General features: G+C 71.2%; 15 protein-coding genes, 1 tRNA gene, 6 pseudogenes and 1 riboswitch. Of the genes and pseudogenes, 11 read left to right on the top strand and 11 right to left on the bottom strand.

Features of this window, described 5'->3' with window-relative positions; all coding sequences use genetic code 11:
* Window positions 1-6: 6 nt before the first annotated feature.
* The 6 genes and pseudogenes from LNW71_RS36745 to LNW71_RS01355 form a co-directional block, all read right to left on the bottom strand.
* On the bottom strand, window positions 7-318 hold the full coding sequence (locus LNW71_RS36745; protein ID WP_374119502.1) for an LLM class flavin-dependent oxidoreductase: 312 nt from the start codon (window positions 316-318) through the stop codon (window positions 7-9).
* Between the two features lie 33 nt (window positions 319-351).
* A complete protein-coding gene (locus LNW71_RS01335) occupies window positions 352-1596 on the bottom strand; it encodes a cytochrome P450 (protein ID WP_250966529.1) in 1245 nt (414 codons plus the stop codon).
* A pseudogene (locus LNW71_RS01340) lies at window positions 1593-2885 on the bottom strand (cytochrome P450). Before LNW71_RS01340 ends, LNW71_RS01335 begins: the two are co-directional and overlap by 4 nt.
* A 315-nt stretch (window positions 2886-3200) precedes the next feature.
* Entirely contained in the window at window positions 3201-3593 is a 393-nt protein-coding gene (locus LNW71_RS01345; RefSeq protein WP_250966530.1) for a hypothetical protein, read from the bottom strand.
* Window positions 3594-3645: 52 nt separating this feature from the next.
* Window positions 3646-3755: riboswitch (SAM riboswitch) on the bottom strand.
* 122 nt (window positions 3756-3877) lie between these two features.
* Window positions 3878-5943: pseudogene (locus LNW71_RS01350) on the bottom strand (phosphocholine-specific phospholipase C).
* A gap of 376 nt (window positions 5944-6319) precedes the next feature.
* Window positions 6320-7320 (bottom strand): annotated as a pseudogene (locus tag LNW71_RS01355) (alpha/beta fold hydrolase).
* 366 nt (window positions 7321-7686) lie between these two features.
* Here LNW71_RS01355 and LNW71_RS01360 point away from each other — a divergent pair.
* From LNW71_RS01360 to LNW71_RS01375, 4 genes and pseudogenes are all read left to right on the top strand, one after another.
* On the top strand, window positions 7687-8166 hold the full coding sequence (locus LNW71_RS01360; RefSeq protein ID WP_250966531.1) for a hypothetical protein: 480 nt from the start codon (window positions 7687-7689) through the stop codon (window positions 8164-8166).
* A 177-nt stretch (window positions 8167-8343) separates the two neighbouring features.
* Window positions 8344-10514, top strand: a pseudogene (locus tag LNW71_RS01365) (hypothetical protein).
* A 328-nt stretch (window positions 10515-10842) separates the two neighbouring features.
* Window positions 10843-11457, top strand: a complete 615-nt coding sequence (locus LNW71_RS01370) for a hypothetical protein (RefSeq protein WP_250966532.1) — start codon at window positions 10843-10845, stop codon at window positions 11455-11457.
* Window positions 11454-12590, top strand: coding sequence for an AAA family ATPase (locus LNW71_RS01375; RefSeq protein WP_250966533.1), 1137 nt, complete (start codon window positions 11454-11456; stop codon window positions 12588-12590). Before LNW71_RS01370 ends, LNW71_RS01375 begins: the two co-directional genes overlap by 4 nt.
* Window positions 12591-12636: 46 nt before the next feature.
* Here LNW71_RS01375 and LNW71_RS01380 read toward each other — a convergent pair.
* Window positions 12637-13457, bottom strand: a pseudogene (locus LNW71_RS01380) (maleylpyruvate isomerase family mycothiol-dependent enzyme).
* A gap of 123 nt (window positions 13458-13580) precedes the next feature.
* Between LNW71_RS01380 and LNW71_RS01385 the strand changes: the two are divergent.
* From LNW71_RS01385 to LNW71_RS01410, 6 genes and pseudogenes are all read left to right on the top strand, one after another.
* Complete coding sequence (locus tag LNW71_RS01385; protein WP_250966534.1) at window positions 13581-14303, top strand: response regulator transcription factor; 723 nt, start codon at window positions 13581-13583, stop codon at window positions 14301-14303.
* Window positions 14304-14397: 94 nt separating this feature from the next.
* Window positions 14398-16557: a HAMP domain-containing sensor histidine kinase gene (locus tag LNW71_RS01390; RefSeq protein WP_250971853.1), complete on the top strand. Its 2160-nt coding sequence runs from the start codon at window positions 14398-14400 to the stop codon at window positions 16555-16557.
* Between the two features lie 125 nt (window positions 16558-16682).
* Window positions 16683-17112, top strand: a pseudogene (locus tag LNW71_RS01395) (sortase-dependent protein).
* A 130-nt stretch (window positions 17113-17242) separates the two neighbouring features.
* A complete protein-coding gene (locus tag LNW71_RS01400; protein ID WP_250966535.1) occupies window positions 17243-17851 on the top strand; it encodes a class F sortase in 609 nt (202 codons plus the stop codon).
* Between the two features lie 182 nt (window positions 17852-18033).
* Entirely contained in the window at window positions 18034-19014 is a 981-nt protein-coding gene (sph, locus tag LNW71_RS01405; protein WP_250966536.1) for a sphingomyelin phosphodiesterase, read from the top strand.
* 81 nt (window positions 19015-19095) lie between these two features.
* Window positions 19096-20757, top strand: a complete 1662-nt coding sequence (locus LNW71_RS01410) for an FAD-dependent monooxygenase (protein ID WP_374119318.1) — start codon at window positions 19096-19098, stop codon at window positions 20755-20757.
* 85 nt (window positions 20758-20842) lie between these two features.
* Here LNW71_RS01410 and LNW71_RS01415 read toward each other — a convergent pair.
* A tRNA-Leu gene (locus tag LNW71_RS01415) sits at window positions 20843-20930 on the bottom strand.
* A 246-nt stretch (window positions 20931-21176) separates the two neighbouring features.
* Between LNW71_RS01415 and LNW71_RS01420 the strand changes: the two genes are divergently transcribed.
* Window positions 21177-22481 (top strand): DUF2254 domain-containing protein, encoded by a 1305-nt coding sequence (locus LNW71_RS01420; protein ID WP_250966538.1) that lies wholly within the window; start codon window positions 21177-21179, stop codon window positions 22479-22481.
* Window positions 22482-22583: 102 nt separating this feature from the next.
* On the opposite strand, the gene LNW71_RS01425 is transcribed toward LNW71_RS01420, so the two are convergent.
* The 3 genes from LNW71_RS01425 to eboE are packed head-to-tail and all read right to left on the bottom strand — an operon-like array spanning window position 22584 to window position 26384.
* The gene (locus tag LNW71_RS01425) at window positions 22584-23765 is read right to left on the bottom strand and encodes a sugar phosphate isomerase/epimerase family protein (RefSeq protein ID WP_250966539.1); all 1182 of its coding nucleotides are present in this window, start codon (window positions 23763-23765) and stop codon (window positions 22584-22586) included.
* Between the two features lie 49 nt (window positions 23766-23814).
* Complete coding sequence (locus tag LNW71_RS01430) at window positions 23815-25212, bottom strand: nucleotide pyrophosphatase/phosphodiesterase family protein (RefSeq protein WP_250966540.1); 1398 nt, start codon at window positions 25210-25212, stop codon at window positions 23815-23817.
* Window positions 25209-26384 carry a metabolite traffic protein EboE gene (gene eboE / locus LNW71_RS01435; protein WP_250966541.1) on the bottom strand — a complete coding sequence of 392 codons (1176 nt, stop codon included), beginning with the start codon at window positions 26382-26384 and terminating at the stop codon, window positions 25209-25211. The genes LNW71_RS01430 and eboE overlap by 4 nt, the downstream gene beginning before the upstream one ends.
* Window positions 26385-26386 lie beyond the last annotated feature (2 nt).

A 26386-nucleotide genomic window follows, 5' to 3' on the forward strand; every position in this document is an offset into this window, starting at 1 on the left:
TCCTCGTCACGGTGCGTCGGATGGCGCGGCAATCCTAAGCGCGGGGGCCCGCGCCTCCGCAGCCGCGTCCGCAGGAGGACCGAAATCCCCTCGCGGGCCCGCCCTGCCGCTTCCGGCGTCAGGAAGGACCCCCAGCCAGCCGCCCCCGTACCGGCCGGCCCTGCGGAGTCCGGCGGGCGCGCTGCCGGCGAGCCGCATGTCCAGGGGCGTTGCGGGCAGCGGCCCGATCCGTGCGGACGCGACCGTGAGGTACTCCCCGGCGAAGTCGACGACTTCCCCGCTCAGCGCGGCCCGCAGCAGCTCCAGGGACTCATCGATTCAGTAGTGGAGCAGTTCGGCCGACGAGTGGATTCAGGCGTTGAGCAGAACGGGAAACGCCTCCATGTCGTTCTGGGTCATCACGGGAAGCTTGCGGATGTCCGCATCCGGCACCGCGAGCCGCAGTCCGGGGAAGCGGGCGAAGAGGGCGGGCAGGGCGATCCCCGCCTCGACGCGGGACAGCGCCGCCCCGGGGCAGATGTGCGGGCCGTGGCCGAAGGTCATGTGCCGGATGGGGGTGGGGCGGGTGATGTCGAAGGCGTCCGCGTCGGCACCGTGCTGCTCGACGTCCCGGCCGATCGCCCGGTACGAGATGACCACTCCCTCGCCCTTGGCGATGACACCGTCACCGACCTGGATGTCCTCGGTGGCGAATCGCATCAGCAGATGGGTGGTCGGGGTGTCCCAGCGCAGCGTCTCCTCGATGACGGTCTCCCACGGGACCTCCCCGTCGAGGACCATCCGCAACTGCTCCGGGTGGGAGAGCAGGGCCCGTACGGCGTTGAGGATGAGCCCGATGGTGGTCTCGTGCCCGGCCGCGACCATCGCCTTGAGGTTGCCGACCACCTCTTCCTCGGTGAGGGGCTCGCCGCCCTCGTCGGCCAGGATCAGCGCGGAGGTCAGGTCGTCGGTGGGCCGTGCGGTCTTCTCGCGCACGAGCCCGGCGTAGAAGACATCCAACTCGGCCAGCAGGGCGAGGCGTTCGTCCTGCGGGGTGAGCATGGAGAAGAAGGCCTTGTACTGCCTGGTGAGCATGGCGTTCTCGGCGGGATCCACACCCATCAGCATGCCGACGACCCGCATGGGCAGCGGCTGGGCGAACACGGACTTGAGGTCGACGACGGCCCCGTCCCTGCCGCCTTCGGCAAGCGCGTCGAGCAGTTCCTCGGTGAACTTCTCGATGTCAGGCCGTATCGCCTCCAGCCGGCGAGGGGTGAGCGCCTGGGAGGTCTTGGTGCGCAGCCGCCGGTGCTCGGCTCCGTCCACGGTGAACATGGACCGTCCGGCGTCGATCATCCCGATGAGCGGCCACGCGTGCGTGACCTCGCCGCTCTGCCACAGCCCCCAGGCGTCGAGGTCCTTCACGAGCCGCGGGTCGACGAGGAGCTGACGGGCGTCAGCGTACCGGGTGATGGTCCAGGCGGGTACGCCGAGCAGCTCGATCCGGGCGAGCCGCCCGGCGTCGCGCAGCCGCTCCGTCTCCCCGTCCAGGTCCTGGACCATGGGGTCGATGACGACGGTCCCGGCGTCCGGGCCGGCGGCGTGAGGGCAGGTCACGAGAGGTCTCCTGTCATGTGTACGGGGGTGAACCGAACGGGGAGCGAGGTACTGCCGCGCAGGAACGCCGAAGGCCGCCGCGTGAGTTCCCCTACGGCGACACCGAGTTCGAGGTCGGGCAACCGGTCGAGAAGCACCTCGATACCGGTACGGGCGATGATCTCGGCGATCTCCTGGGCCGGGAACGGGCAGCGGTACTCGCCGTGGCTGAAGGCGAGATGGGCGCCGTTGCCTCCTTGGCCGGGGTTCCGTCGCCGGACAGGCCCTGCCGGATCAGCGGATCGGTGTTGGCCGCGCCGAGGCCGAGGAGCAGCATGTCCCCCGCCTTGATGCGCTGACCGCCGAGCTGCGTGTCCCGGACGGCCCAGCGTCCGGCCAGGATCTGGGTGGGTCCGTCCTCCCAGAGCACTTCGTTCATGGTCTCGGCCACGCTGCGCCGGCCGCCGGCCATCGAATCGGCGAACTCGTCCTCGGTGAGCATCAGCCGCAGCGAGTTGCTGATCCAGTCCGCGGTGGTGAGGTGCCCGGCAGCCGTGATGGCCATCAGGTCGAGCATGTACTCCTCGTCGGTGAACGCCTCGGGGAAGGCGAGCATGCGGGAGGTCACGTCGTCACCGGGCACGGCGCGCTTGGCGGCCACCAGCCGCTGCATGTGCGCCCCGAAGCTCAGGTGGGCCTCCTGTGCGCCAGGACCGCCGTCGGCCAGATCCTGCAGAACCTGGGCGATGTCCGCGCCTTCGTCGTCGGGGAACCCGACCAGTCGTGCGAGGACGAGCACGGGGAGGGGTACGCAGAAGTCGGCGACGAGATCGGCCGTGCCCCGGCTGCACACGGCGTCGATCAGCCGGTCGGCCAGCTGCTCGCAGTGTTTCCGGATCTCGAACGGGTCGACCCCTTCGAGGGCCGGCCCGACCATCCGGGCGTGCCGGCGGTGTTCCTCCCCCGCGCTGAAGTAGATGGACGGCAGGGGCTGGCCGACCATGGGCAGCAGCGGCCAGTCGTCGGGGATGTGCGGCCACTGGTTCCACAGGCCGACGTCACGCGGGAACAGTTCGCCGTCGCTGGTGACCTGGTGGAGTTCGCGGTACCCGATGACGAGCCAGGCGGGGAACCCGCCCGGGAGCTCGACCGGGACGACCGGCCCGTGATCACGCCGCATGGCGCGGTAGACGGCCTGCGGCTCGGTCTGGAAGGAGGGACCGCTGAGCGGGACGGCCCCCGCCCGGCGTGCGCGGGGCACCCGGGGGCGGAGAGGCGGGCGCGGGCTCTGCGGAGGATGGGCGCGTCATCGTCCTGACTCCTGTGGCGGTGGCTTCACGCGTCACGATCATGCGATCAACGCACGTTCACTATAAGGATTTTATGTGACGCCAAAGCGGTCTACGGCGATCAAATTTGCGACCCGAGCGAAACGGCAGGGCGACATCTCAGCACAATTGACCAGCTTCTCGGATCACTGATCCTGCGATCACAGACCCTGCGTCCCGCCCGCTCCGCGCGGCCTGCCGCGACCGGCGGCGGCGATCGAGCCAACCCTGCCGGTCCTGCCGGTCACGGCATTTCTCACGGCAGACCGCCGCTCGCGCCGCCCCTTCCCCTACGGCCTACCCCTGACCGGAGCCGGCACCGCCGCACAACTCGCCGCCCTCGAAAGCGACGTTGACCAGACCGGCAACCCGGGCGTCGCCGTCCACGAGCTTCAGCGCATGCCAACGGGACAGCCAGTACACGCGTCCGCGGTGACCGGCGAGTGTCTCCCGCAGTACGTCCGGAGCGTGCGTCCACACTGCGGGAAGCCCGCCCGCGTAATCGAAGGCGGGACGCAGTTCCACCCACCCGTCTTCCCGGACGTCACCGGCGGTGAGCAGGATCTCGACGGCCTGCCCCGGTTCCTGCCGGCACTTCTTGGCATGGATCCAGTGCACGTGATGACCCGCTGCGTACCGGGCGCAGCCGTCGCTCCGGACAAGGTCGTGCTGGGTGAGATGACGCAGCATGGTGAGAGGTCTCGCCTTCCGGGGCCGGTGGACCCCGAGCGCTCTGCACCGCGGTCCGCTGTTCCCCGTACCTCGCGCACGGGGCAGGTCGTCACCCGGAGCACCCGCAGCGGAGCGGGGTGCCGTCCAGCCAGCCGGGGCTACGCGCTGGAACTCATGACCCGACGGAGAAGTCTAGCTCACGAGCGCTGCCCGGACGACGAGCGGAGCCGCCGATCCGACGGGTGGTCAGGAGCACACGGGGCCGGGCCCCCTGCGCTCCCTCCCGCCCTCGGTCAGGTCCGTCAGCCGACGACGAAGCCCGGGTCACTCGTGCCTGCCGCGCCCGTCTCGACATGCCCGGCGAAGCGGCGAAGGAACGAGGCGTTCGCGTCGGAGACCACCGTGACGTCGTACCAGCGCTTGCTCCCCCGCAGGTCAACGGAGTGCTTCACGGTCGCTCCCGCGCGCACGGCGAACGTCTGCGCCCCTCCACCGTAGGCAGCCGCGCTACTGACGGTGAGCTGAACAGTCGCGGTTCCGGTGTTGCTCAACGTGAGGTCGAGGCCTCCGGTCGTGGAGTTGTGACGCGCCGTCACCTCAGGGCCCGCCGCCTTGCCGGGCCCGCGGAAGGCACGCAGGAATCCGTTCGGACCGTGCACGGTGAGGTCGGTCACCTGCTTGGAGAAGGCCGTGTTCCAACTGTCCGAGAGCGACTTGCCCGCCTCGGTGGTGTAGGTCCAGGGCCCGTCGGTGCGGTTCGCGGACGTCACCAGGAACTGCGCCCCGGCCGCCCCGCCCCGGTGAAGGTGAGCCGGTACTTCCCGGTGGCCGGGTCGGCGGCACCGTCGACGAAGGGGGCGTAGCGAAGCGGCCGGGTGGGACGTGCCCCCTTCTCCTGCTTCGGCACGCTGCCGGTGGCCGGCGGCGCCGGCACGTAGTCGGGGTGCCGGTCGCCGTCCGGGGGCGCGTACCCGTCCACGGAGGGCAGCGAGACGGCCGCGGTGTCCGAGCGGCGGAAGTCGAAGGCGGAGGTGAGATCGCCGCAGACGGCACGCCGCCAGGGCGAGATGTTGGGCTCGTGCACGCCGAAGCGCTGCTCGATGAACCGGATGACGGAGGTGTGGTCGAAGACCTCCGAACACGCGTAACCGCCGGTGCTCCACGGCGACACGACCATCATGGGCACGCGCTGGCCGAGCCCGTACGATCCGGCCGTGTAGCGGATGTCGCCAGGGAAGTAGTCGGCGGAGGTGTCCACCGTGGACAGCCCCTGCGCGGCCCCGGACGGCACGAACGGCGGCACGATGTGATCGAAGAAGCCGTCGTTCTCGTCGTAGGTGATGAAGAGGGCGGTCCGGCCCCACACCTCGGGGTCGGAGGTCAGTGCGTCCAGCACCTGTGAGATGTACCAGGCGCCGTAGTTGGCGGGCCAGTTGGGGTGTTCGCTGAAGGCCTCGGGCGCCACCACCCAGGAGACCTTGGGAAGCGTCCCGGCCTTGATGTCCGCCTTCAGGTCGTCCAGGAGCTTTCCGCCGTTCTTGACGTCGGACCCGGTGCGGGCCTTGTCGTAGAGCGGGTCCCCGGGCTGCGCGTTGCGGTACTTGTTGAAATAGAGGAGCGAGTTGTCCCCGTAGGTCCCCCGGTAGGCGTCGTCGATCCACCCCCAGGACCCGTCGGCGTCGAGCCCGTCACCGACGTCCTGGTAGACCTTCCACGAGACCCCGGCTTCCTCGAGCCGCTCGGGATACGTCGTCCAGCCGTACCCGGCCTCGTCGTTGCCGAGCACGGGCCCGCCACCGGTGCCGTCGTTGCCCGTGTACCCGCTCCACAGGTAGTAGCGGTTCGGGTCCGTCGAGCCGAGGAACGAGCAGTGGTACGCGTCGCAGACGGTGAACGCGTCGGCGAGCGCGTAGTGGAACGGGATGTCCTCACGGGTGAGGTGCGCCATCGTCGTCGCGGTCTTGGCGGGCACCCACTGGTCGTAGGCGCCCTTGTTGAGCGCGCGGTGACCGCCGGCCCAGTCGTGGTTCAGGTCCTGGAGGAACTGCAGTCCGAGATCGTCGGCCTCGGGCCGGAACGGCAGCACCTCCTTGCCGAGGCTGTCCTTCTGGTGCCAGACCGGCTTCCCGCTGGGAAGCGTCACCGGACGGGGGTCACCGAAGCCGCGCACACCCTTCATGGTGCCGAAGTAGTGGTCGAAGGAACGATTCTCCTGCATCAGGACGACGATGTGCTCGACATCCTTGAGCGTTCCCGTACGGCCCTTCGCGGGGAGCGACGCGGCACGGGCGATGCTGCTCGACAACGCGGAGAAGGCGACCGTGCCTCCGGCGAGTTGCAGGAGACTGCGGCGATTCAGTTCTGCCATGAGTGGGGGCCTCTGAAAAGTTAGGAGACGTGGGGGCGAAAGCGACTGGAGTGTTCCAGAATCGGCATGCCCAACGGAAGACCCACGCGGTGTGCACACGATGGCATTCGGCCGAACAGTCGGCGACGGAAAGGGCGGGGAACACCCTCACGGCCGGACAGGAGGCCAGACGGCGCAACGGCCCCGCGATCGGCACGGGGGCGCCCCGCCCTCGGCCGCTGTGGGTGACTCGTCACGCAGGTTGCCGGAAACAGACGGTTGCACGACCCGGGGCTTCCGAATCCCTTGTCCCCGGTTCACACCGCAACCGCGTCGAGGCGGGGCGGCATGAGAGCGGATCAGCCGCCCTCCTCCTGGCTCCCGCCCGATTCCTGCCTCAGGTGGCGCTGCGCTCGCTGGCCTCGCGCAGGTCGCGCTCCACCGTGCGGTCGTGAGCCGCTCCGGGCTTGCCCGGGGGCCTGGTGGGGCGGCCCGTGCGCAGCAGTTCCCGCCAGCGTTCGGGGCTCCAGTTCGCCGGCGTCGTGGTGCGCATGAAGTTCTCCACCAGGGCGCAGAAGCGGGCCGGATCCGCGTGGAAGGGGAAGTGGCCGGCGCCCTCGAAGATCTCCAGGCGGCTGCCCGGCATCGCCGCGTGGGCGCCGTGGGCGTGGCGTACCGGGACGACGCTGTCGCGGGAGCCCCAGAGCAGCAGCGTGGGCATGCCCTCGGTGAGGTAGCAGCGGTCGAGCATGGTGACGACCTGGCCCCTCCAGTCGACCACCGAGCGCAGTGTGCTGATGAACGCGGCGCGGGACGTGGCGTCGGGCAGGGCGTCCACGACGTTCAGCAACTCCGCGGCGTCCTGGCCCAGGTCGGTGTCCAGAAGCTTCATCAGGCCGGTGAAGACGCCGACTTGGGTACGCATGCCAGGCAGGCGGAGGGCGGAGAGCAGGAGGTCCGCGCCTGGCAGCGACACCGCGCGCAGGACCGGGGTGACCTCGCGGCCCACGCCGCCCGCGCTGACCAGGATGAGGCGGTCCGTGCGCTCGGGGAACTGGTAGGCGAACTGCATGGCCACACCGCCGCCCAGGGAGTGGCCGACCAGCGTGGCGCGCTCGATGCCGAGGACGCCCAGGAGATCGCGCATCCCGTTCGCGTACCCGGCCACCGAGTAGTCGGCCCGCGGCTTGTCGGAGTCCCCGTGGCCCAGGAGGTCCGGCGCGATGACGGTGTGGTTGCGGGCCAGCTCGGGATGAGGTGCGCCCAGGTCGCGGAGGAGTCGCCGATGCCGTGGATCAGGAGGATCGCGGGGCCCTTGCCTGCGATCCGGTAGGCACGGCGGTAGCCGTGCACCGTGTGGTGACTGAGGCGGACCGGCTCCTCGGGCACCGATTGCAGCGGGTTCGAGTGCGGCGGAAGGTGCGGTGCGGCCTTGGCGGAGCTGGTCACGAGATCGCCTCCCGTCGTCGCTGGCTCGTCGTACGAGCCTAGGACCTCCGACGTCGCCGGGCATTTCCGCGAAGTTTCGGGCAGCGTCAGAGGTTCCCGGGGTATCTGTCCCCCCAGGCGCCCCTAGGTGCCACCCGGCACCCCGGTACCCCTGGGGGTATCGAAGTACCCCGACACCCCCAGGCACCCCTAGGCAAGCCCTGGGGATAACCCCCAGGAAGGTCGGGGAGAAACCGGGTCGTCCGGAGGACGCCCGGTCCGTAGGTTCTGGAGTGGAATGAACGCACCGCTCCACACAGCCTTCGGAGGCACCTCGTGACCGCCCCTTCGCACCAGCCGACGCGCACGATTCACCCGCTTGTCGCGGCCTTCGTGCGCTTTGTGATCTGTGGCGGCGGGGTCGGGGTCGCTTCCAGCGGCGTTCTGGTCCTGCTCCACGACCGGATGCCGCTGGCCGTGGCCAACGCACTGGTCACCGTCGTGTCCACGGTGCTCGCGACCGAACTGCACAGCCGGGTCTCGTTCCGCAGCGGGCGCAGGGGGTGGGGTGTCCACCTGCAGTCCGGGCTGACCGTCGCCGTGAGCTACGCCTTCACGACCGGGGCGCTGCTGTGCCTGTACGCGGTCCGGTCCGAGCCCTCCACGCTCGTCCAGCAGAGTGTGTACCTGTCGGCGTCGGCACTGGCGGGGATCGGAAGGTTCGCGCTCCTGCGGGTGGTGGTCTTCGGGGAGGGCAAGGCGGCCGGTACCCGTGAGGCCTCGCTCGGCAAGGCGTCCGTGGCGATGGCTGCCTGAGCAGGTCGTCGAGGGTCGGTGGACCTGTGCGGCTCGGTCGTCGTGCCCGTCCATCGGCTTTCATGACGGGCGGGCAGTTGTCCGGCCCGTGAGTCGAGCAGGGCGCAGCCGGCACGGGGCGGGCCGGGCGGGGAAACTCCGGTGCGTCGGCTCGCACACCTCTGCGATCATCCCCGAATGGCGCACAGTCTCGAATCGCTGGTCATCCGGCACACCCGTCGGCTCCCCTCCCCCGACGGGTCCGCCGGGGACGGAAGCACGGCCGCGCGACAGTTCGACGCGGCGCTGACGTCCGTGGGCTTCAAGCTCTCGGCGGAGCTGCTGGAGCGGCTGTCGGGGCTGTCCGAGGCCACGGTCGTGCGCACCGCCAGGCAGACGCTGCACCTCGTGACCGAGATGGTGGGCGACCACGTCCGGCACAACTCGTACTTCATCGACTTTCCGGCGAACGTGCCGGACACCGAAGAGTTCTGGATGGAGTGCGTGACCAAGGCGCTCGGCGACGAGAAGTCCCGGGCGAACGTCCTGACACAGCTGGCACACGGGGCGCTGGACCTGCTCAGCCTTCCCACGTACGGCCGCTACCAGCACACCTACGAGGAGATGCTCGCGGCGCAGGCCGAGCTGATCGCCTCGGCGGGTGACCGGGTGACCGTTCTGCACCTCGGGCGGGACCTGGACGACGAACTCACCGACCTGTACCAGGCCCTGGCGGGCAGCGCGACGCCGCTGGGCGAGGAGCACCTGAGTGACCTCGGGACCCTCGCCGCGCGGTGCGTGCTCGGTCCCCAGCCCGATTCGATCCCGGTCCGGGAGAACCGGGCGGTCGTCAACGAGGCCCGTCTCGGCGTCGGCGCGGACCTCCTGCTGGACACCGTGACCGATGCATTGCGGCTGGCCTGCGCGCTGTCGGGCGGCGACGTGACCCTGCAGCAGCCGACCCGGTTCCGGGCTCTCCCGCGGCCGGTGCGCCGTGCGCTGCTCGCGGGCCTGGACGCCGTGATCGCGGCCGACCCCGCCAAGCTGGCCGATGTGCATGCGCACCGCGAGCCCTTCAAACGGCTCGGCGAGCGCCTGCACCCGCACGAGCACCCGCGCTGGCCGCACGCCGCCGACGTGTTCGCCGTGGCGCGGGGCGAGAAGGAGGCGCGGACCTTCGACAGCCGGGTCGAGAAGCTCCTCGACGAGTTCGACGTCCTCGGGGCGGTGCGGCTGCTGAAGTCCGCTCCCGGCAAGCTGTTCCGCGCCCTTGACCTCCTGCTGCGAATCGCCGCCGGCCAAGGGGAGCGGGACGCCGTGGTGGCCGCAGCGGTGCAGGTCGCTCCCGAGGTCTCCGGGCGCGTCGTGCTGGCGGTACGCGAGCACTTCCAGAACCGCGAGCACGAGACCGCCGAACCCCGGGTCTTCGTCAACCGCCGGGGCTGTGGCTGGGTCACCCCGACTACCGGCCGCCGGTCCCCGCCGCCGACCGTGATCGTCTGATCGCCGCCCTCGACGACGAGATGCGCCGCAGGATTCCCGCACCCGCCCGGCTGCTGCTCGACCCCGCCGTGCTCGACGTGGCGCTCCCGCTCAGCGGCAGGGCGACCACGGGCGGGCTCGGCGTACTGCCACGAGGGTCCGTCTCGGCGGTCGACGGCGAACAACTGCGCTTCTTCGTCTACTGGAAGGAAACCGCGGACCGGACGGACTACGACCTCGCCGCGCTGCTCCTCCACACCGACTACAGCACCGACTCCTGGCTCTCCTACACCTCCCTCAAGGCTGTCGGTGGCGAGCACTCCGGCGATGTCACCGAGGCGCCCGACGGTGCGTCGGAATTCATCAGCCTCTCCCTCGACCGGGTACGCGGCGCGTTCATCGTTCCGCAGGTCAACATCTTCGCCGGCGAGAACTTCGAGGAGGTCGAGGAGTCGTTCTTCGGTTTCATGGTGCGGGACGGCGACCAGAAGGGCCGGCCGTTCGAGCCGCGCACGGTGCGCATGAAGTCGGAGCTTCGCGGGGTGGGCCGGGTGGCACTGCCGCTGGTCTTCCGGCGCGGGGACGACGGCCGCTGGCACGCGAAGTGGCTCCACCTGTACCTGCGAGGCCTCCCGGCAGCCAACCGGGTCGAGGAGAACCAGATCTCGGTGGCCGAGTTGGTGCGCGCCATGGTGGAGCACGAGTACCTGACCGTGCGGTACCTGATCGGCCTGCTGCCGGGTGAGAGCACGGCCGTGGACCTGTGGGACGGCGGGCCCGTCCCGGACGAGCCCGTGACGTACATCGGTCTCGAACGCCCCGAGGGGCTGCACCCGGACTCCCGGGTCATCACCCGTGAAAACCTGAGCGACTTGATCCCGGGCTGAGTGCTAGCGTTCACCACGGGCGAGGCCATGAGGGGACTTCCTTCTCACAACTCACTGAAAATAGTTCCTTCGCTTTCCTTGCCCTCGACGTCGCTCGGGCGGCGCCCGCTTTCACCGCGCGGGCGCCGCCCGAACGTCTTCCCCCCGTCCCGCACGCCGGAACACGGCACACCCTCGTTGTTATCCTGACGACCGTTCCAGGTGATCGCGGTGGGCCCGGTCGGCCGCCGGAGCGGGCTGCGCGCCCGTCGAGGGGGAGAGACACGTGCAGGGTGCAGCCGCGAGTCGTGGGTCGGTCAGGAAATCCGAGCAGGCGTGGAGTCAGGCGATGCTGCTGATGCAGCACGGGGACACCACGGGCGCGGCCGCACAGTTCGCGCTCGCCACGTCGCACGATCCGGCCGCCGCCGACGCCTGGCTCGGGCTGCACGCGACCGGGCAGGGGCAGCAGGAGGCGCTCGACGCCACGCTCCGGTGCTCCGGGGCCTTCGGTGCGCTGCGTACGAAGTTCGGGCTGCCGCTGCGGTCCACCTTCCAGATCGGCCACTACGTCACCTTCCGGCTGGAGAACGCGCGCGACCTGTGGCTGGCGGCCATGTCCTCGCTGCTGGACAGAGGGCAGCTCGACGAGGCCTGGGCCGGGTTGTCCACTGCGCAGCTGGACTGCGACGAGACGCGGTTCGTCTGCACGCGTTATGCGTTCCTCAAGGAGGACTGGGCCCTCGTCCTGAGGTTCGCCACCGGGATCGGTGACGCGTTCCTGTACGACGAGGCGCAGTTGTACGTCGGCGCCTCGCTCTTCGCCCAGGGTGTTTACCACGAGGCACTGAACGTCCTCGCCCTCTCCCCGGAAAGCTGGAGAAGGGGAGCCGGTTCGACGCCGAGACCAAGTACTTCACGGGGCGGTCGCTGGAGGAACTGGGCCGGAAGGAGGAGGCGTTGAAGCGCTATCAGTACGCCTTCCGGTGTGCTCCGGGTCTCTTCGACGTGGATGTCCGCGCCCAGGCCCGCCCGATTCCCGCCCCGGCCGCGCCGCCGGTCCCGGTCGCCAGGGTCGCCGCCGACGCCGCCCCGGACGTCCCGCCCGCACGACAGCCCGGCGGGTCGCCCGCTAGCGTTCCGGCCGGCTCCGGGTCCTCGTCGGCGCAGGACGCGCCCGCGAGCGGAGAGAAGAGCGGCAGCGCGGACGGGCCGTCGGCCGAGGAGCGGGCCGCTCTGCTGGCCGAGGCGCAGAAGTCGCTCGACGGCATGATCGGCCTTGAGCCCGTGAAGCGCCAAGTGCGCACCATGATGGCTCAGTTGCGCATGGCCGCGCTGCGGGAGGAGCAGGGCCTGCCCGGTGGGGCCAAGCCGCGGCACTTCGTCTTCGCGGGGCCGCCCGGTACCGGCAAGACGACCGTCGCCCGCATCATCGGCAAGGTCTTCGCCGGCCTCGGGCTGCTGAGTTCCGGTCATGTCATCGAGGCCCAGCGCGTCGACCTCGTCGGGCAGCACCTCGGGTCCACCGCCATCAAGACCAGCAAGGTCATCGACTCGGCAATGAACGGGGTGCTGTTCATCGACGAGGCGTACGCCCTGTCCAACAGCGGTTACAGCGGCGGCGACGCGTTCGGGGACGAGGCCCTGCAGGTGCTCCTGAAGCGGGCCGAGGACGACCGGGACCGGCTCGTTGTCGTGCTCGCCGGATACCGCGACGAGATGGTCGGCCTGCTCGCGGCCAACCCCGGTCTGGTGTCCCGCTTCACCACCCGGGTCGACTTCCCGTCGTACTCCGCGGAGGAACTGGTCCGGATCACCCGGTCCGTACTGGCCGCTCAGGGCGACGAGCCCGATGCCGAGGCTGTCGAGGTCCTCGGTTCCTTCTGCACGGCGATCGTGGACGGCGGGATGGCCGACACCGTGGGCAACGCCCGCTTCGCCCGTGAGCTCTGCCAGAAGACCGCCGCGCAGCGGGATCTCCGGCTGTACGCCAAGCACGCCGACAGCATCCCCACCCGGGAGGAGATCGTGACGGTGCTCGCCGAGGACGTGGTGGCCGCGCACACCGAGCTCATGGAGTCGCACGGGAACGGCTGAGGGCTGTCCCCTTCTCCGCCTGCTCTCAGGGCCTCTCCGCCCGCCCTCACGGCGCCTTGAAGTACTCCGGAAAGCGCGGGCCGATCCACGGCTTGCGGCCCCACGCGAGGACCCGTCCCCTGGCCATGGCCCCACCGGGGCACAGCGGCCGAGCGCCATCAGCAGGAAGGTGACCGGCTCGATGGAGATCGTGCAGTCCGGGCGGTCCGGCAGCTCGTGTCCCACGGTCGTCGTACCGTCGGTGAACGTCACCCCGAAGCGGCCGCCGCCCCACAGCCGGACCGCGTAGCGGGCGGTCAGTCCCGCGGTGGTCCTGGCGTCGGTCACCCGCGGCATGGCCTGGATCATGAACGGGAGCGTCAGCGCGACCCGGGCGCGGTCGAGCATGTGCGGGCGCTTGAGTGCGCGGGCCAGGTCGTAACCGTGGCCCAGCATGTGCGTCAGGAGGTACGACCCGAGGACGGCTCGGTTCATCGGGCCCATCGGCGTCATCAGCGTCTCGTCCGCGGGGTGCCGGCCGACGGCGTCCAGATACGCGGCGGCCTGCGTCACGATCATCGCGGCCAGCGGTTCCGCGTCGCGCTCGCCGAAGGCCGCAAGTGCCTGCTCGTTGGCTGCCGCGATGCTCTGCGGGGTGCCGTCGCCATGGCTTCGGGGCCGGCCTGCCGCCACCTCGGCCATCAGTGCGTTGGCCTGGGCCAGATGCGCGGCCAACTCTCCCACCGACCACTCCAGTCCCGGCACGGGAGCGCCGGTGTCGGGGGCGCCGCGCAGCAGCTCCGCGATCTCCCCGGCGGTCGCGCGTATCGCGTCGGCCAGTCCCTCGGGCAGCGTGCCCCGTACGTCCTGCCCCACCGCTGACTCCACCCTGCTACCGCCCTCGTGAACGCCGCTCCACACCTGTTACCTGCGAGTACACAAGACCAGTCGGCGGGCTGCACGGCAAGAGGCCGGCGGTCTCCTGTTCGAACCCCCTCTACGATCGAGCGCGTGTGCGCAGACGTGATAGTCGCCGAAGACGACGAGAAGCAGGCCGAACTCCTCCGCCGATACCTCGAACGGGAGGGGCACTCCGTCACCCTGGTCGGTGACGGCCTCGCGGCCCTCGACGCCGTCCGGCACCGGGAACCGGATCTGCTGGTCCTCGACGTGATGATGCCCCGGGCCGACGGACTGGATGTGGTGCGCGTCCTGCGCGCCGAGTGCCGGGAGCTGCCGGTGCTGATGCTGACCGCGCGGTCGACCGAGGACGATCTGCTGCTCGGGCTCGATCTCGGTGCGGACGACTACGTGACCAAGCCGTACAGTCCGCGCGAGCTCATGGCCCGGGTGCGTACGCTGCTGCGCCGCAACCGGCGCGCGTCGGGTACCGACCTGGCCACGGCCGGTCTGCTGGTGGTGGGCGCGCTGACGGTCGACCCGCACCGGCATGTGGTGTCGGTCGACGGCGCGCCCGTGGAGTGCACACCCGGTGAGTTCAGAATCCTTGCGGCCCTGGCCGCCGAGCCCGAACGGGTCTTCTCGCGGCAGCAGTTGCTCGCGGAACTGCACGGATTCGACCGGTACATCAGCGATCGGACGGTCGACGTGCACATCATGAATCTGCGCAAGAAGATCGAACCCGCCCCGCGCCGGCCGGCCCGGCTGCTCACCGTCTTCGGTGTCGGCTACAAGCTGACGGACCCGGCGAAGGCGGCGACGCGTGCCTCGTGACAGCGGCAGCGGCAGCGGCAGCGGCAGCGGCAATGGCAACGGCAAGCGGGCACGTCTGCCGCTGCGCAAGAGTCTCTTCGCCCAACTCCTCGCCGTGTCGGCCCTCGTGGCGGCGTGTTCGGTGGCGGCCACCGCCTGGCTCGCCGTCCAGACGACCTCCGGCGCGATTCTGCAGGAGCAGGGACAGAATCTCACCGCCGACGCCCGGATCTACCACAGCCTGCTCGGTTACGCGGCGGCCCACCCCACCTGGGACGGCGTCGGGAAGACGGTGCGCGAGCTGGCCGAGCAGTCCGGCCGCCGGATCGCGCTGACGACGCAGCAGCGTGCGCCGCTCGCCGACTCGGCCGCGCCCGGATCGGCGGCCGCGCTGCCGTCCCAGGCATCGGCGATCGTCGACCCGTTGTCCGTGGACTCCGCACTGGCGGCCGAGAACGCCGGCGCGTCCGGCGCTCCCGCCGACCGGGTCGACCCACGTGCGGTCGGACCGTTCCGGCTGCCGGCGTCGGAGCGTACGCGCCTGCAGCAGGTGGCGAAGCGGAACGTGGACTGCCTCAGCGCGTCCGGGATCGCCTCGGACGTCGTCCGGAGCGCGAGCGGGCGCCCCCGCATACAGGTGGTGGGCAACGACCCCGACCGTCTCCAGGGCACTCGCTGCAGCACCGATTCCCTGGACACTCCGACAGCGACCGAGAAGAAGGCGCTCAAGGCTCTCAACCAGCTGGCCGACGCCTGCCTCAAGCGCCAGGACCGCGCAGGCGTCGACCTGAACCTCGATCTTTCCTGGGGGCAGTCGCCGGAGCCCGTGGCCGCCGATGCGGTTCCCTCGATGCCGCCGGGCGAGGAGCCCAGGGCCGCGCAGGACTACGCGCCCACCCCGGCGCCGATGCCCTCGGCCAGCGCCGCACCGAGTGTTGCGCCGGGCACCGGCCCCTCATCGGCGTCCGGCAACGGCGAGGACGACCGGGCCATCGCCTCCTGTGTCGGCACCGCCCGCCGTGAACAGCTCAGCTCCTACGTCGCCTCGCCCGCGCTGCTGTTCATCAGCGACACCGGCGGCACCACGGTGCCCGGCTTCGATCTCTCCCCCGCGAACACCGCCAGGATCGCTGGCACTGCCGCCCTCGTACTGGCGCTCACCGTCGGCGCGTCGGTGCTCGCCGGCGCCCGGCTGGTGCGGCCGCTGCGCGCCCTGACGGGTGCCGCCCAGCACATGCGGGACGGCGAGGACACCGCCCCCGTGCTGGTCACCGCGGACAACGAGATCGGGCGGCTCGCCGCCACCTTCAACGACATGTCCGCCCACCGTGCGCGGCTGGAGTCCCAGCGCAAGGCCATGGTCAGCGACGTCGCCCATGAACTGCGCACCCCGCTCAGCAACATCCGCGGCTGGTTGGAAGCGGCGCAGGACGGGGTGGCCGAACCGGATCCGGCGTTCATCGCCTCCCTGCACGAGGAGGCGGTGCAGCTGCAGCACATCATCGACGACCTCCAGGACCTCGCCCAGGCCGACGCGGGCGCGCTGCGGCTGCACGCCGGACCCGTGCGGATCGAGGAGCTGTTGGGCCAGGTCGGCGCGGCGCACCAGGCCCGGGCCGAGACGGCCGGGGTCGCGCTGACGGTGCTGGCCGCACCTCCGGACCGCCCGGTTCCGGGGCTGACGGCCGATCCGGTCCGGCTCCGCCAGGCCATCGGCAATCTGGTCTCGAACGCGGTCCGCCACACGCCGGCGGGTGGGACGGTCACCCTGCGGCCGTACGGCTCCGAGGACGGGGCCTCGGTGATGGTGGACGTCTCCGACACGGGCAACGGCATTCCGCCCGAGGACCTCGCCCGCGTCTTCGACCGATTCTGGCGCGGCGAGAAGTCACGCAGCCGCCGCACGGGGGGCAGCGGTCTCGGACTGGCGATCGTACGGAAGCTCGCGGAGGCGCACGGAGGGGCAGCGTCGGCGGTGAGTGTGCCGGGGCAGGGGTCGGTGTTCACCCTTCGCCTTCCGGCCGACCGCCACGGCTCCCTCGGGGACGACTCCGGTCGCGACCGCTCCCCCGACGACGGAGAAGAAGGCGGAGCCGCGGACGGACCGTCGGACGGAGCCGGGGGCCGAGCCGGATCGCATCTCGACGGTTCGCCCACGGCCGGACCGGGTCAGGGCCAGGGCCAGGGGCGGGTTCACAAGGGATTGCCCACCGTCGGCCCGGACCACGCCGGTTCGCCCACCATCGGCTCGGATCACGGCCCCGGCCAGCCCTGATGCGATGACCACAGCGTTCTGACAGCTTCTTCATAACTTCAGGCCAGCCTGTCGGCACGCCTCACGCCGCGGTGCGAGTCCGCACCGCGGCGCCGTCGAGGCCGACCTGGAACGGAGCCATCTTCATGCCCCTGCGTTCGTCCTTGCGTACCGTCGTCCTTGCCGCTGTCGCGGCCGGCGCGGTATGCGTCCCCGCCACCTCGGCCTTCGCCGACGCGACCCCCGCCCCCTCCCCCTCCCAGGCGTCACGGAGCGCCGAGCCCTCCGCCGCCCCTCCGCCGCCCCCTCCGCCGCACCCTCCGTCGCGGACTCCGCGGTGCCGTCCGCGGCGCCTCGTGGTGGCGTGGCCGCGGGCGAGAGCCCCTCCCCCGCCCCGCCGACAGGGCACGGCCGTCGGCCGCACCGCGCGGCGGAGTCGCGGCGGGCGAGCGCCCCGTCGGCGCGTCCGGTGACCACAGCACTGCCGTGATGGGTTCTGCCGTGGCAGCCCTCATGGTCGGCGGCGCCGGAACCGTCGTACTGCGCCGCCGCTCCGCCGTCCGCCGCAACGGCTGACCACCCCTCAGCCGATGAGCGGGCAGTGGCGCCGCCCTGCACAGGGGCGGCGCCACTGCCGTCGCTCGATCCCTCTGGAGCCCGCTCTCATGTCCGTACGCCCCAGTCCCTCCGGCGCACCGCGCTGCCCGTGTACACCTGCCTGATCCTGACCGCACTGACCGCGCTGACCGGCTGCACCGACGCCGCCTCGCCGAAGCCCTCGGCCGCGGCCCGAGGCACTGAGTCTGCCGCGACGGGCAAAACGCCCGCGCCCGGACCCGGAACCGCTTCCGCCCCCTCGTCCAGCCGGTCCGCCGCGCCGCCGGTCCATGTCACCGTCCCGTCCCTCGGCATCGACAGCGCGGTCATGCGCCTCGGACTCAACCCCGACCGCACGGTCGAAGTGCCGCCGGCCGACAAGGGCATGACGGTCGGCTGGTACACCGGCGGCGCGGTGCCCGGCGAACCGGGACCCGCCGTACTGATCGGCCACAACGACACCCGCTTCGGCCGGGCCGTCTTCCACGACCTCAAGAAGATCACCAAAGGGGCGGACATCGCCGTCCGCGACGACCGAGGCAAGGAGATCCACTTCAAGGTGACCTTCCGCGAGACGGCGAGCAAGAAGGCGTTCCCCACCGCGCGGGTCTACGGACGCACCGAGACCCGGGCCCTGCGGCTGATCACCTGCGACGGCTCGTTCGACGCCGCGGGCCACCCCGTGGACAACCTCATCGTGTACGCCGAGCGGAGCTGACGGGCCGGCACCTGGAGCCGACGGCGTGCGGGAGATGACGGCACCCGTAGGCCACAGGCACCTGATGGACGGGCGCGGGCCGGGCTCACGGCACCTGCCGTCTACCCATGGGTAACTCCGCCTGCTTTCATGGGGCCAGGACGCGACCACCCCCAACTGCATCAGCAGAATCAGGAGTTCCTGTGCCGCACTCCGCGCTCCGCCGAATCTCCGGCGTATCCCTGTCCGCAGCACTCGCCGCCGTCACGCTGACCGTCGGCGCACCGCAGGCGTCGGCCGCCGACACCCCGTCGCTGCGGGTGCTCACGTACAACACGTTCCTGATGAGCACGAGCCTCTACCCGAACTGGGGGCAGGCGCACCGGGCCGCCGAGATCCCGAAGGCCGGCTTCTTCCGGGGCAATGACGTGGTGGTACTGGAGGAGGCGTTCGACAACTCCACGTCGGACGCCCTGACGCGCAACGCCTCCGTCCCGTACCCGTTCCACACACCGGTGGTCGGCCGGAGCAGGAGCGGCTGGGACGCCACCAGTGGGTCCTACTCGGCCACCACCCCGGAGGACGGCGGCGTCACCGTCCTGAGCAAGTGGCCGATCGTCCGGCAGGAGCAGCACATCTACCAGGACGCCTGCGGCAGCGACTGGTGGTCCAACAAGGGCTTCGCCTATGCCCAGTTGAACGTCAACGGTGCTCGGGTGCACATCGTCGGCACGCACACCCAGTCGACCGATTCGGGGTGCGGTGCCGGCGAGGCGGCAGAGATCCGGGGCCGGCAGTTCCGGCAGATCGACGCGTTCCTCGACGCCAAGAACATCCCGGCGTCCGAGGAGGTCATCGTGGCCGGCGACCTCAACGTCGACTCCCACTCCCCCGAGTACGCGTCGATGCTGGCGAACGCGGGGCTCGCCGGAGCGGATGCCCGTACCGGACATGCGTACTCCTTCGACACCCAGGACAACTCGATAGCCGCCGAGCGCTACCCCGACGACCCCCGCGAGGACCTCGATTACGTCCTGCACCGCACGGGCCACGCGCGGCCGGCGGGGTGGACGAACGAGGTGGTCAAGGAGGAGAGCGCACCGTGGACCGTCTCCAGCTGGGGCACGGCGTACACGTACACGAACCTCTCGGATCACTACCCGCTGGTCGCGTCGGCGCAGTAGCCGCCGCCGGACCCGGGCGGCGAGCCGCGCCGCCCGGGGCACCGGGTCCCCGGCTCGCCGCCCGGGTCCGGCCGGGCGACCATGGAGGGAGGACCGGCCAGTCGCTGGGAGGTACTCGTGGGGAACACGCGGACGACCGACGTACTGATCGCGGGCGCCGGCCCCGTCGGACTGAGCGCCGCCGCCGAACTCCGCCGCCACGGTGTGCGCTGCCGGCTCGTCGACCGGCTGCCGGCCCGTCTGCCGTTCGCCAAGGCGGTCGGCATCCAGCCGCGCACCCTGGAGCTCTGGGACCGGATGGGACTGGCCCGCACGGTGCTGGAAGCCGCCATCCCGATCAGCGGGCAGCTGGTCTTCGTCAACGGGGTCGAGCGGGCCCGGTTCGAGCTCACGCTGCCGCCCGAGGTGCCCTACGGTTTCGCGGCGCTTCCCCAGTACGAGACGGAACGCATCCTTGAGGCGTACGTGGCCGACCTGGGGACGGAGATCGAGCGCGGCACCGAACTGCTGTCGTTCGCCCAGGACCCGGACGGCGTGACCGCCCGGCTGCGAACGGCCTCCGGCGCGTCCGAGGAGGTACGTGCCGGCTACCTGATCGGCTGCGACGGCGCGCACAGCGTCGTCCGCAAGGCCCTGGGTCTCGGCTTCGAGGGCGGCGCGTTCCCCGAGGAGTACATGCTGGCCGACGTCGAGGCCGACTGGGACCTGCCGCACGACTACACGGTGCGCTCCAGCCACCTCACCGACGACGGCTCCACCGACGACCTGCTTGTCTGCATCCCGCTGCCCGGCACGGGCCGCTACCGCATGTCGACGCTGGTCCCGCCCGAACTCTCCGCCGCCGCGACGGACCCGGTCGGCGCCCCGGGCGACGGCGTGACACATGGGCTGGAGAGCGGCCGGGCCCCTGAGCTGTCCGACATCCAGGCCGTTGTCGACCGCCTGGCCCCCAGGCCGGCCACCCTCTCCCGGATGCGGTGGGCATCCGTCTTCCGCATCAGCCACCGGATCGTCGACCGTTACGCCGACGGCCGGGTCTTCGTGGCCGGCGACGCCGCCCACATCCACCCGCCCACCGGCGCGCAGGGCATGAACACCGGCATCCAGGACGCCTGCAACCTGGCCTGGAAGCTCGCCCTCGCCGTCCGTGGGGAGGGCGGACCCGCCCTGCTCGCCGGCTACGACGCCGAACGCCGCCCGGTCGGCGAGGAGGTCGTCGGCCGCACCGTCCGGCATGCCCGCCAGGGCGTCCAGGCCGATCCCGACGACCCGCGCACCCTGATGCTCCGGGAGGCCCAGCTGCTGGTCGGCTACCGGCACAGCCCGCTCATCGGCACCCCGTACGGCCCGTCCGACGCACCCCAGCCCGGCGACCGGGCGCCCGACTGCGGGGGCCTCACCGCGGCCGTCGCCGCCTACCCGCTGCGCCTGCTGGACATCCTGCGCGGCCGCACGGGGCATGTGCTGATCCGGTACCCGGGCGACGAGGCCGCTGACCCCGACGCGGGAGTCGCAGCGGCGACGGAGGCCGGTCTGGAGGTCGTCACCCTGCTGTGCCGCGAAGCGGCGCCGACGATCCCCGGGTACCGGGACACCGGCAAGGAGTTCGCCCGGCTCTACCGCCCCGACGGCCCGACGGGCTTCCTCGTGCGCCCGGACGGCCAGCTCGGTGCCCGCTTCCCGCTCTCCGAGACCGCGGCGCTCGTCACGTCCTACTTCTCGGCGCTGTCGGCACCGGCCTGAACGCAAAGAACTCCCAGTTCGGAAGGACCGAACTGGGAGTCAGATGAAGCAAGACGGGCATTTACCGAAAACTTCGGAAAGACCCTGGTGTCCGAGGGGGGACTTGAACCCCCACGCCCGATAAAGGGCACTAGCACCTCAAGCTAGCGCGTCTGCCATTCCGCCACCCGGACTGGGTGGTCGACCGCGGTCTCCCGTGGCGACAAAGAAAACAATACCAGGGGTTTGGGGTCTGCCTCACCTGCATTTGCGGAGGTCAGTGCCCTGGTCAGCGGGGTGCAAGGTCATCGGAGAGGTCTCCCGGGCATGGCGGCCCGGTATTCGCGTACGGTCCGTCGCCGGTCACGTACGCGCAGTGCGCCCGGAGGGTCGGCGGCGGGGTCCGCTCAGGCGTGGACGGGCCGGGTTACGTTCGCGGCATGAGTGATCGCGGCTACCGGCCTCCCCGCGCGCTGTCGCCGTTGCGCGAGCATCTGCGCGAGACCTTCTGGTTCGCTCCGACGCTGGCGCTGGTGTGCGCCTTCGTGCTCTGGCTCGGGGCCGTGGAACTGGACGCGCAGCTCCTCGGCTTCCTGAGGGACCAGCAGGCGTACGACGAGATCCAGGACCTGGTCTCGGTCGCCGAGGACACGAAGACGATCGTTGCCACGGTCAGCTCGGCGATGATGACCTTCATCGGTGTGGTCTTCAGCATTTCGCTGGTGGCCGTGCAGATGGCGAGCGGGCAGCTCACGCCCCGGGTGGTGCGGATCTTCGTACGGAGCCGGATCAGCAAGCTCACCCTGTCGGTCTTCCTGGCGACGTTCGTGTTCTCGCTGCTGGTCCTGAGCTCGTACGAGAGCGAGACGGACCCGCGCCAGGTGACGTCCGTGCCCTTCGTGCAGAGCGTGCTGACGGCCGCGCTCGTCGCGCTCAGTCTGCTGCTCTTCATCGCCTACGTGAGCTCCACGCTGCGTCTGATGCAGGTCGGCCCCGTCGTCGACCGCATCACCCGGGACTCCTTGCGGGTGCTGGGGCGGATGCCGGCCGGCCGGCCGCAGGAGGAACCGCTCGCGGCGGAGACCGGGCAGCTCGTGCACGAGGGGCGGGCCGGGGTGCTGCGGGACGTGAACGTGGCGCGGCTGGTGCGGTCCGCGCGCCAGCAGGATGTCGTGCTCCGCCTGATCCCGCGGCTCGGGGACTTCGTCGTGCCCGGGACGCCGGTGCTGGCGGTGCACGGCGGGGCCGCGCCGCCCCGGCGCAGACTGCGGTACACGGTGTCCGTCGGTGTCGAGCGCACGCTGCACCAGGACCTGGCGTTCGGGCTGCGCCAGCTGTCGGACATCGCCCTGCGTGCCCTTTCGCCGGCGGTGGCCGACCCGACCACCGCCGTGCAGTGCCTGGACCGGATCGTGCAGTTCCTCGCCGCCGTCGTCGATCTGCCCCTGGGCGCGGTCCACCACCGCGACCGTGCGGGGATCGTGCGCCTGGTGCAGGACGTGCCGGGGTGGACGGATCTGGTGGACCTGGGGTTCGAGGAGATCCGGCGGTGTGCCGCCGGCAGTCCGCAGGTCACCCGACGGCTGCTGGCCGGGATCGACGACCTCGTGCTGCTGGCCGGTCCGGAACGGCAGAAGCCGCTGATCCGGCACCGTGCGCTGCTGGTCCAGGCGGTGGAGCGCACGGTGCCCGATGCGGCCGAGCGGGAGTTCGCGCTGCTTCCCGACCGTCAGGGGATCGGGTGAGCGGCGCGTGCCGGGTGCGGTGAGGCAGGTCGGGCCTCCCCGCGCATGTGCGGGGAGGCCCGGCCTACGAGGCGCGACGGGGCCGGGCCCGCCGGGAAGGTGCTACTTGCGCAGCGCCGCCAGGCCCTCGTAGCTGATCCGTGCCTGGTTCAGGGACTGCGCGAGGTCCGTCGAGCTCGGTGCGGTGTCCTGCTCGACCATCGGGTTGCGGTAGTTCGCCTCCCCGACGCGGCGGAAGAACGTCCGGTAGTCGATGACCCCGGTGCCGAAGGGGACCATCTCGTAGCCGTCGCCGTTGGTGGTGCTGGCGACGCCGTCCTTGGCGTGGAAGAGCGGGTAGCGCTTGTTGTTGCGGCGGACCACTGCCGCGGGGTCGAAGACGTTCTCCACCGACGACCCGTCGAGGGCGGTGTAGGTGTGGAACTTGTACTGGGCGACGTGCGCCCAGAAGACGTCCATCTCCAGCCACACGGTCTTGGGGTCGGTGACCTTGAGGAAGTACTCCAGCTTGCGGATGCCGGAGCTGCGGGTGGGCCGCCCCTGTGCGTCCGGCGGGCCGCCGTCGAGCAGGAAGCCGTAGGCCGCGTCGTGGTTGTGGGTGTACAGCTTGATGCCCGCCCGATGAGCGATCTGCCCCAGGGAGTTCCACTTGTCGGCGGCCACGTCCCAGTCGGCACGGTAGGCGCTGCCGGTGGGGTCGCCGCCGGTACCCATGTGGTCCGTGCCGAGGATGTTCGCTATTTCGAGGTGCCGCTTGAACTGGTCCAGGTCGCTCTGGTTCACCGGCCAGGACGACGGGATGAAGCCGTGGTTGCCCTGGGCGCGCAGGCCGTACTCGTCCAGCCACGAGCGCAGCAGCTTGGCACCCTCCACCGTTTCGAGGTTGCTTCCGCCGGGTGCGTTGGCGTGCTGGCCGTACCCGGCGAACTCGACCTGCTTGTAGCCGTAGCGGGCCAGCTGCTTGAAGACCTCGCGGAAGCCCGAGGGGAGGTCGGTGCTGAGCGGATCCCGGGCCGTGGCGTCGCGCACGGTGTACAGGATGATTCCCCGCTTCGCCGCCGGGACCAGAGCCTGGCCGTGGCCGTGGCCATGACCGTGGTCGTGGTCGTGGTCGTGCCCCTGGTGGGGAGCGGGCTGGGCGAAGGCCGGCGATGCGCCGAAGACGGGCGCGGCGATCGCCGTCGCCGCAGCGGCGGTGCAGGTGCTGAGGAAGCTGCGGCGGCTGACGCCGAGGCTGCGGCGCAGGGCGCCGTCCGTTGCGGATTCGTCGTGGTACACGGTCACGGTCTCTCTCTTTCTCGAAGATGTTCGCAGTGCTGTGCACGGACCGAGCTCATGCGAGGCCGGCAAGCGTGAGGAGCAGGGACTTCACCTCGGTGGCCCGGACCGGGCCGTTGAACGCGTGGGGGGTGGAGCAGAGGATGAGCGGACCTTCCTCCTCGCTCAGGGGGAGGCGGCCGTGGCTGCCCCGGATCGGTGACGGGTCCAGCGGGACGACGGCCATGCGGTAGCGCATGCCGAGCTTCTTGCGGGCGACGGCCGTGGCCGCCTTGACCCGGACGTACGGGTCCTGGGGGTCCAGGAAGAGCTCGACGGGGTCGTAGCCGGGTTTGCGGTGGATCTCGACGAGCTGCGCGAAGTCGGGCGCGCGGTCGTCGTCGAGCCAGTAGTAGTACGTGAACCAGGCGTCGGGGTCGGCGACGGCGACCAGTTCACCGGAGCGCGGATGGTCGAGTCCGTGGGCCTTCTTGCCCTCGTCGTCGAGCAGCTGCTCGATGCCCGGGAGGTCCGCCAGGGCTTCCCGGGCCGCTTCGAGGTCCTCGGGCCGGCGCACGTAGATGTGGGCGATCTGGTGGTCGGCGACGGCGAAGGCCCGGGAGGTCATCGGGTCCAGGTACTCCATGCCGTCCTGGGTGTGGACCTCCAGGAGGCCGGCCCTGCGCAGGGCGCGGTTGATGTCGACGGGCCGCTCCACCCGGGTGATGCCGTACTCGGAGAGGGCGACGACGGTACGGCCCTCGCGGCGCGCGTCGTCCAGGAGCGGGGCCACGGCCCGGTCGAGGTCGGCGGCGGCCTTGAAGGCGCGCGGGTCGTCGGGGCCGAAGCGCTGCAGGTCGTAGTCGAGGTGCGGGAGGTAGCACAGGGCCAGGTCGGGGTGGCGGGTGTCGAGGATGTGCCGGGTCGCGTCGATGATCCACTGCGAGGAGACGAGGTCGGCGCCGGGTCCCCAGAAGTGGAAGAGCGGGAAGGTGCCGAGCTTGTCGGTGAGTTCGTCGTGGAGGGCCGGCGGGCGGGTGTAGCAGTCGGGTTCCTTGCGGCCGTCGGCGTAGTAGACGGGGCGCGGGGTGACGGTCCAGTCGGTGTCGGCGCCCATCGCGTACCACCAGCAGATGTTGGCGACGGTGTAGCCGGGGTGGGCGCGGCGGGCGGCGTCCCAGATCTTGTCGCCCTCGACGAGTCCGTTGTGCTGGCGCCACAGGAGGACGTCGCCGAGTTCGCGGAAGTACCAGCCGTTGGCGACGATGCCGTGCTCGGCGGGGGTGGTGCCGGTGAGGAAGGTGGACTGGGCGGCGCAGGTCACGGCGGGGAGCACGGTGCCGAGTGGGGCGTGGGTGCCGGCCTGTCCGAGGGCCTTGAGGTGCGGCATGTGGTCCAGGAGGCGGGGGGTGAGTCCCACCACGTCCAGGACCAGGAGGGGGCTGGGTGAGCTGGTCGTCCCGGCAGTGGTCATGGCAGCTCCTTGAGGCCGAGGTCGACCAGGAGGTCGCGGGCGAGGGTGAGTTCGGCGGCGATCCCGTCGGCGAGCTGGGCGCGGGTGCGGGGGCGCAGTTCGGCGGGGAGCGCCTGCCAGGTGTAGGTCTCGACCTCCAGGTGCCGGGTGAGCGGCTGCGGACCGCCGACGAGTCGGGCCAGCGTGGACCGGAGAACGGGCAGGGTGGAGGTGAGCGGTGGGGCGGGCGGGGCGTGCAGGGGTACGTGGAAGTGGGCGCGCCAGGGGGCGCTGTCCGGCAGCGATTCGCCGGTGACCGCCTGGTCGAGGTCGTCGGTGCCGCGCAGCCCGGCGGCGGTGGCGGTGCGGGTCTGGTGGAGGAAGCGGGGTTCGGCGAACGCGGCGAGCGCGGTGCGTACCTCGGGGAGGTGGGGGTGTTCGGCGTGCAGGGCCGCGGAGAGCTGTGCCTTGACGACCGGGATCCCGGCGGCGGTGAGCGCGTCCAGTGCGGTGTCCGGGTCCTCGAAGGACGTGGCGAGGTGGCAGGTGTCGATGCAGATGCCGATGCGGTCGTGGCCGACGGCGGTGAGGGGCGCCAGTGCGTCGGCAGTGGTCTCGACGGTGCATCCGGGCTCCGGTTCGAGGCCGATCCGGATGGACTTGCCCGTGAGTTCGGCCAGTGCGTCGAGGCGTTCGCCGAGCGTGGTGAGGGCGGCCAGTGCGGTACGCGCCGCTTCGGGGTCGCCCGTGTACGGGGTGCGCCAGGCGAGGGGCAGGGTCGAGACGGAGCCGTCGGTGACGTCGTCGGGGAGGAGGGTGGCCAGGAGCCGGGCGAGGTCGGTGGTGTGGGCGAGCCGTTCGGGATCCGTCCAGTCCGGTTTGTAGACCCGGTACTTGACCTCCTCGGCGCCGAACCCTTCGTACGGGAAGCCGTTGAGGGTGACGACCTCCAGTCCGCGGCGGTCCAGCTCGGTGCGCAGGGCGCGCAGTTGCGACGGGTCGTTGATCAGGGTGCGGGCGGCGTCCCTGGCGAGCCAGAGGCCGATGCCGAGGCGGTCGCGGCCGAGGCGCCTGCGTACCGGCTCGCAGTGGTCGCGCAGTTGGGCCCGGACGCCTTCGAGGGTTTCCGCGGGGTGGACGTTGGTGCAGTACGCAAGGTGGACGACGGTGCCGTCCGGGTGGCGGAAGCGCATGG

Source organism: Streptomyces sp. RKAG290 (assembly GCF_023701695.1).
GTDB lineage: Bacteria > Actinomycetota > Actinomycetes > Streptomycetales > Streptomycetaceae > Streptomyces.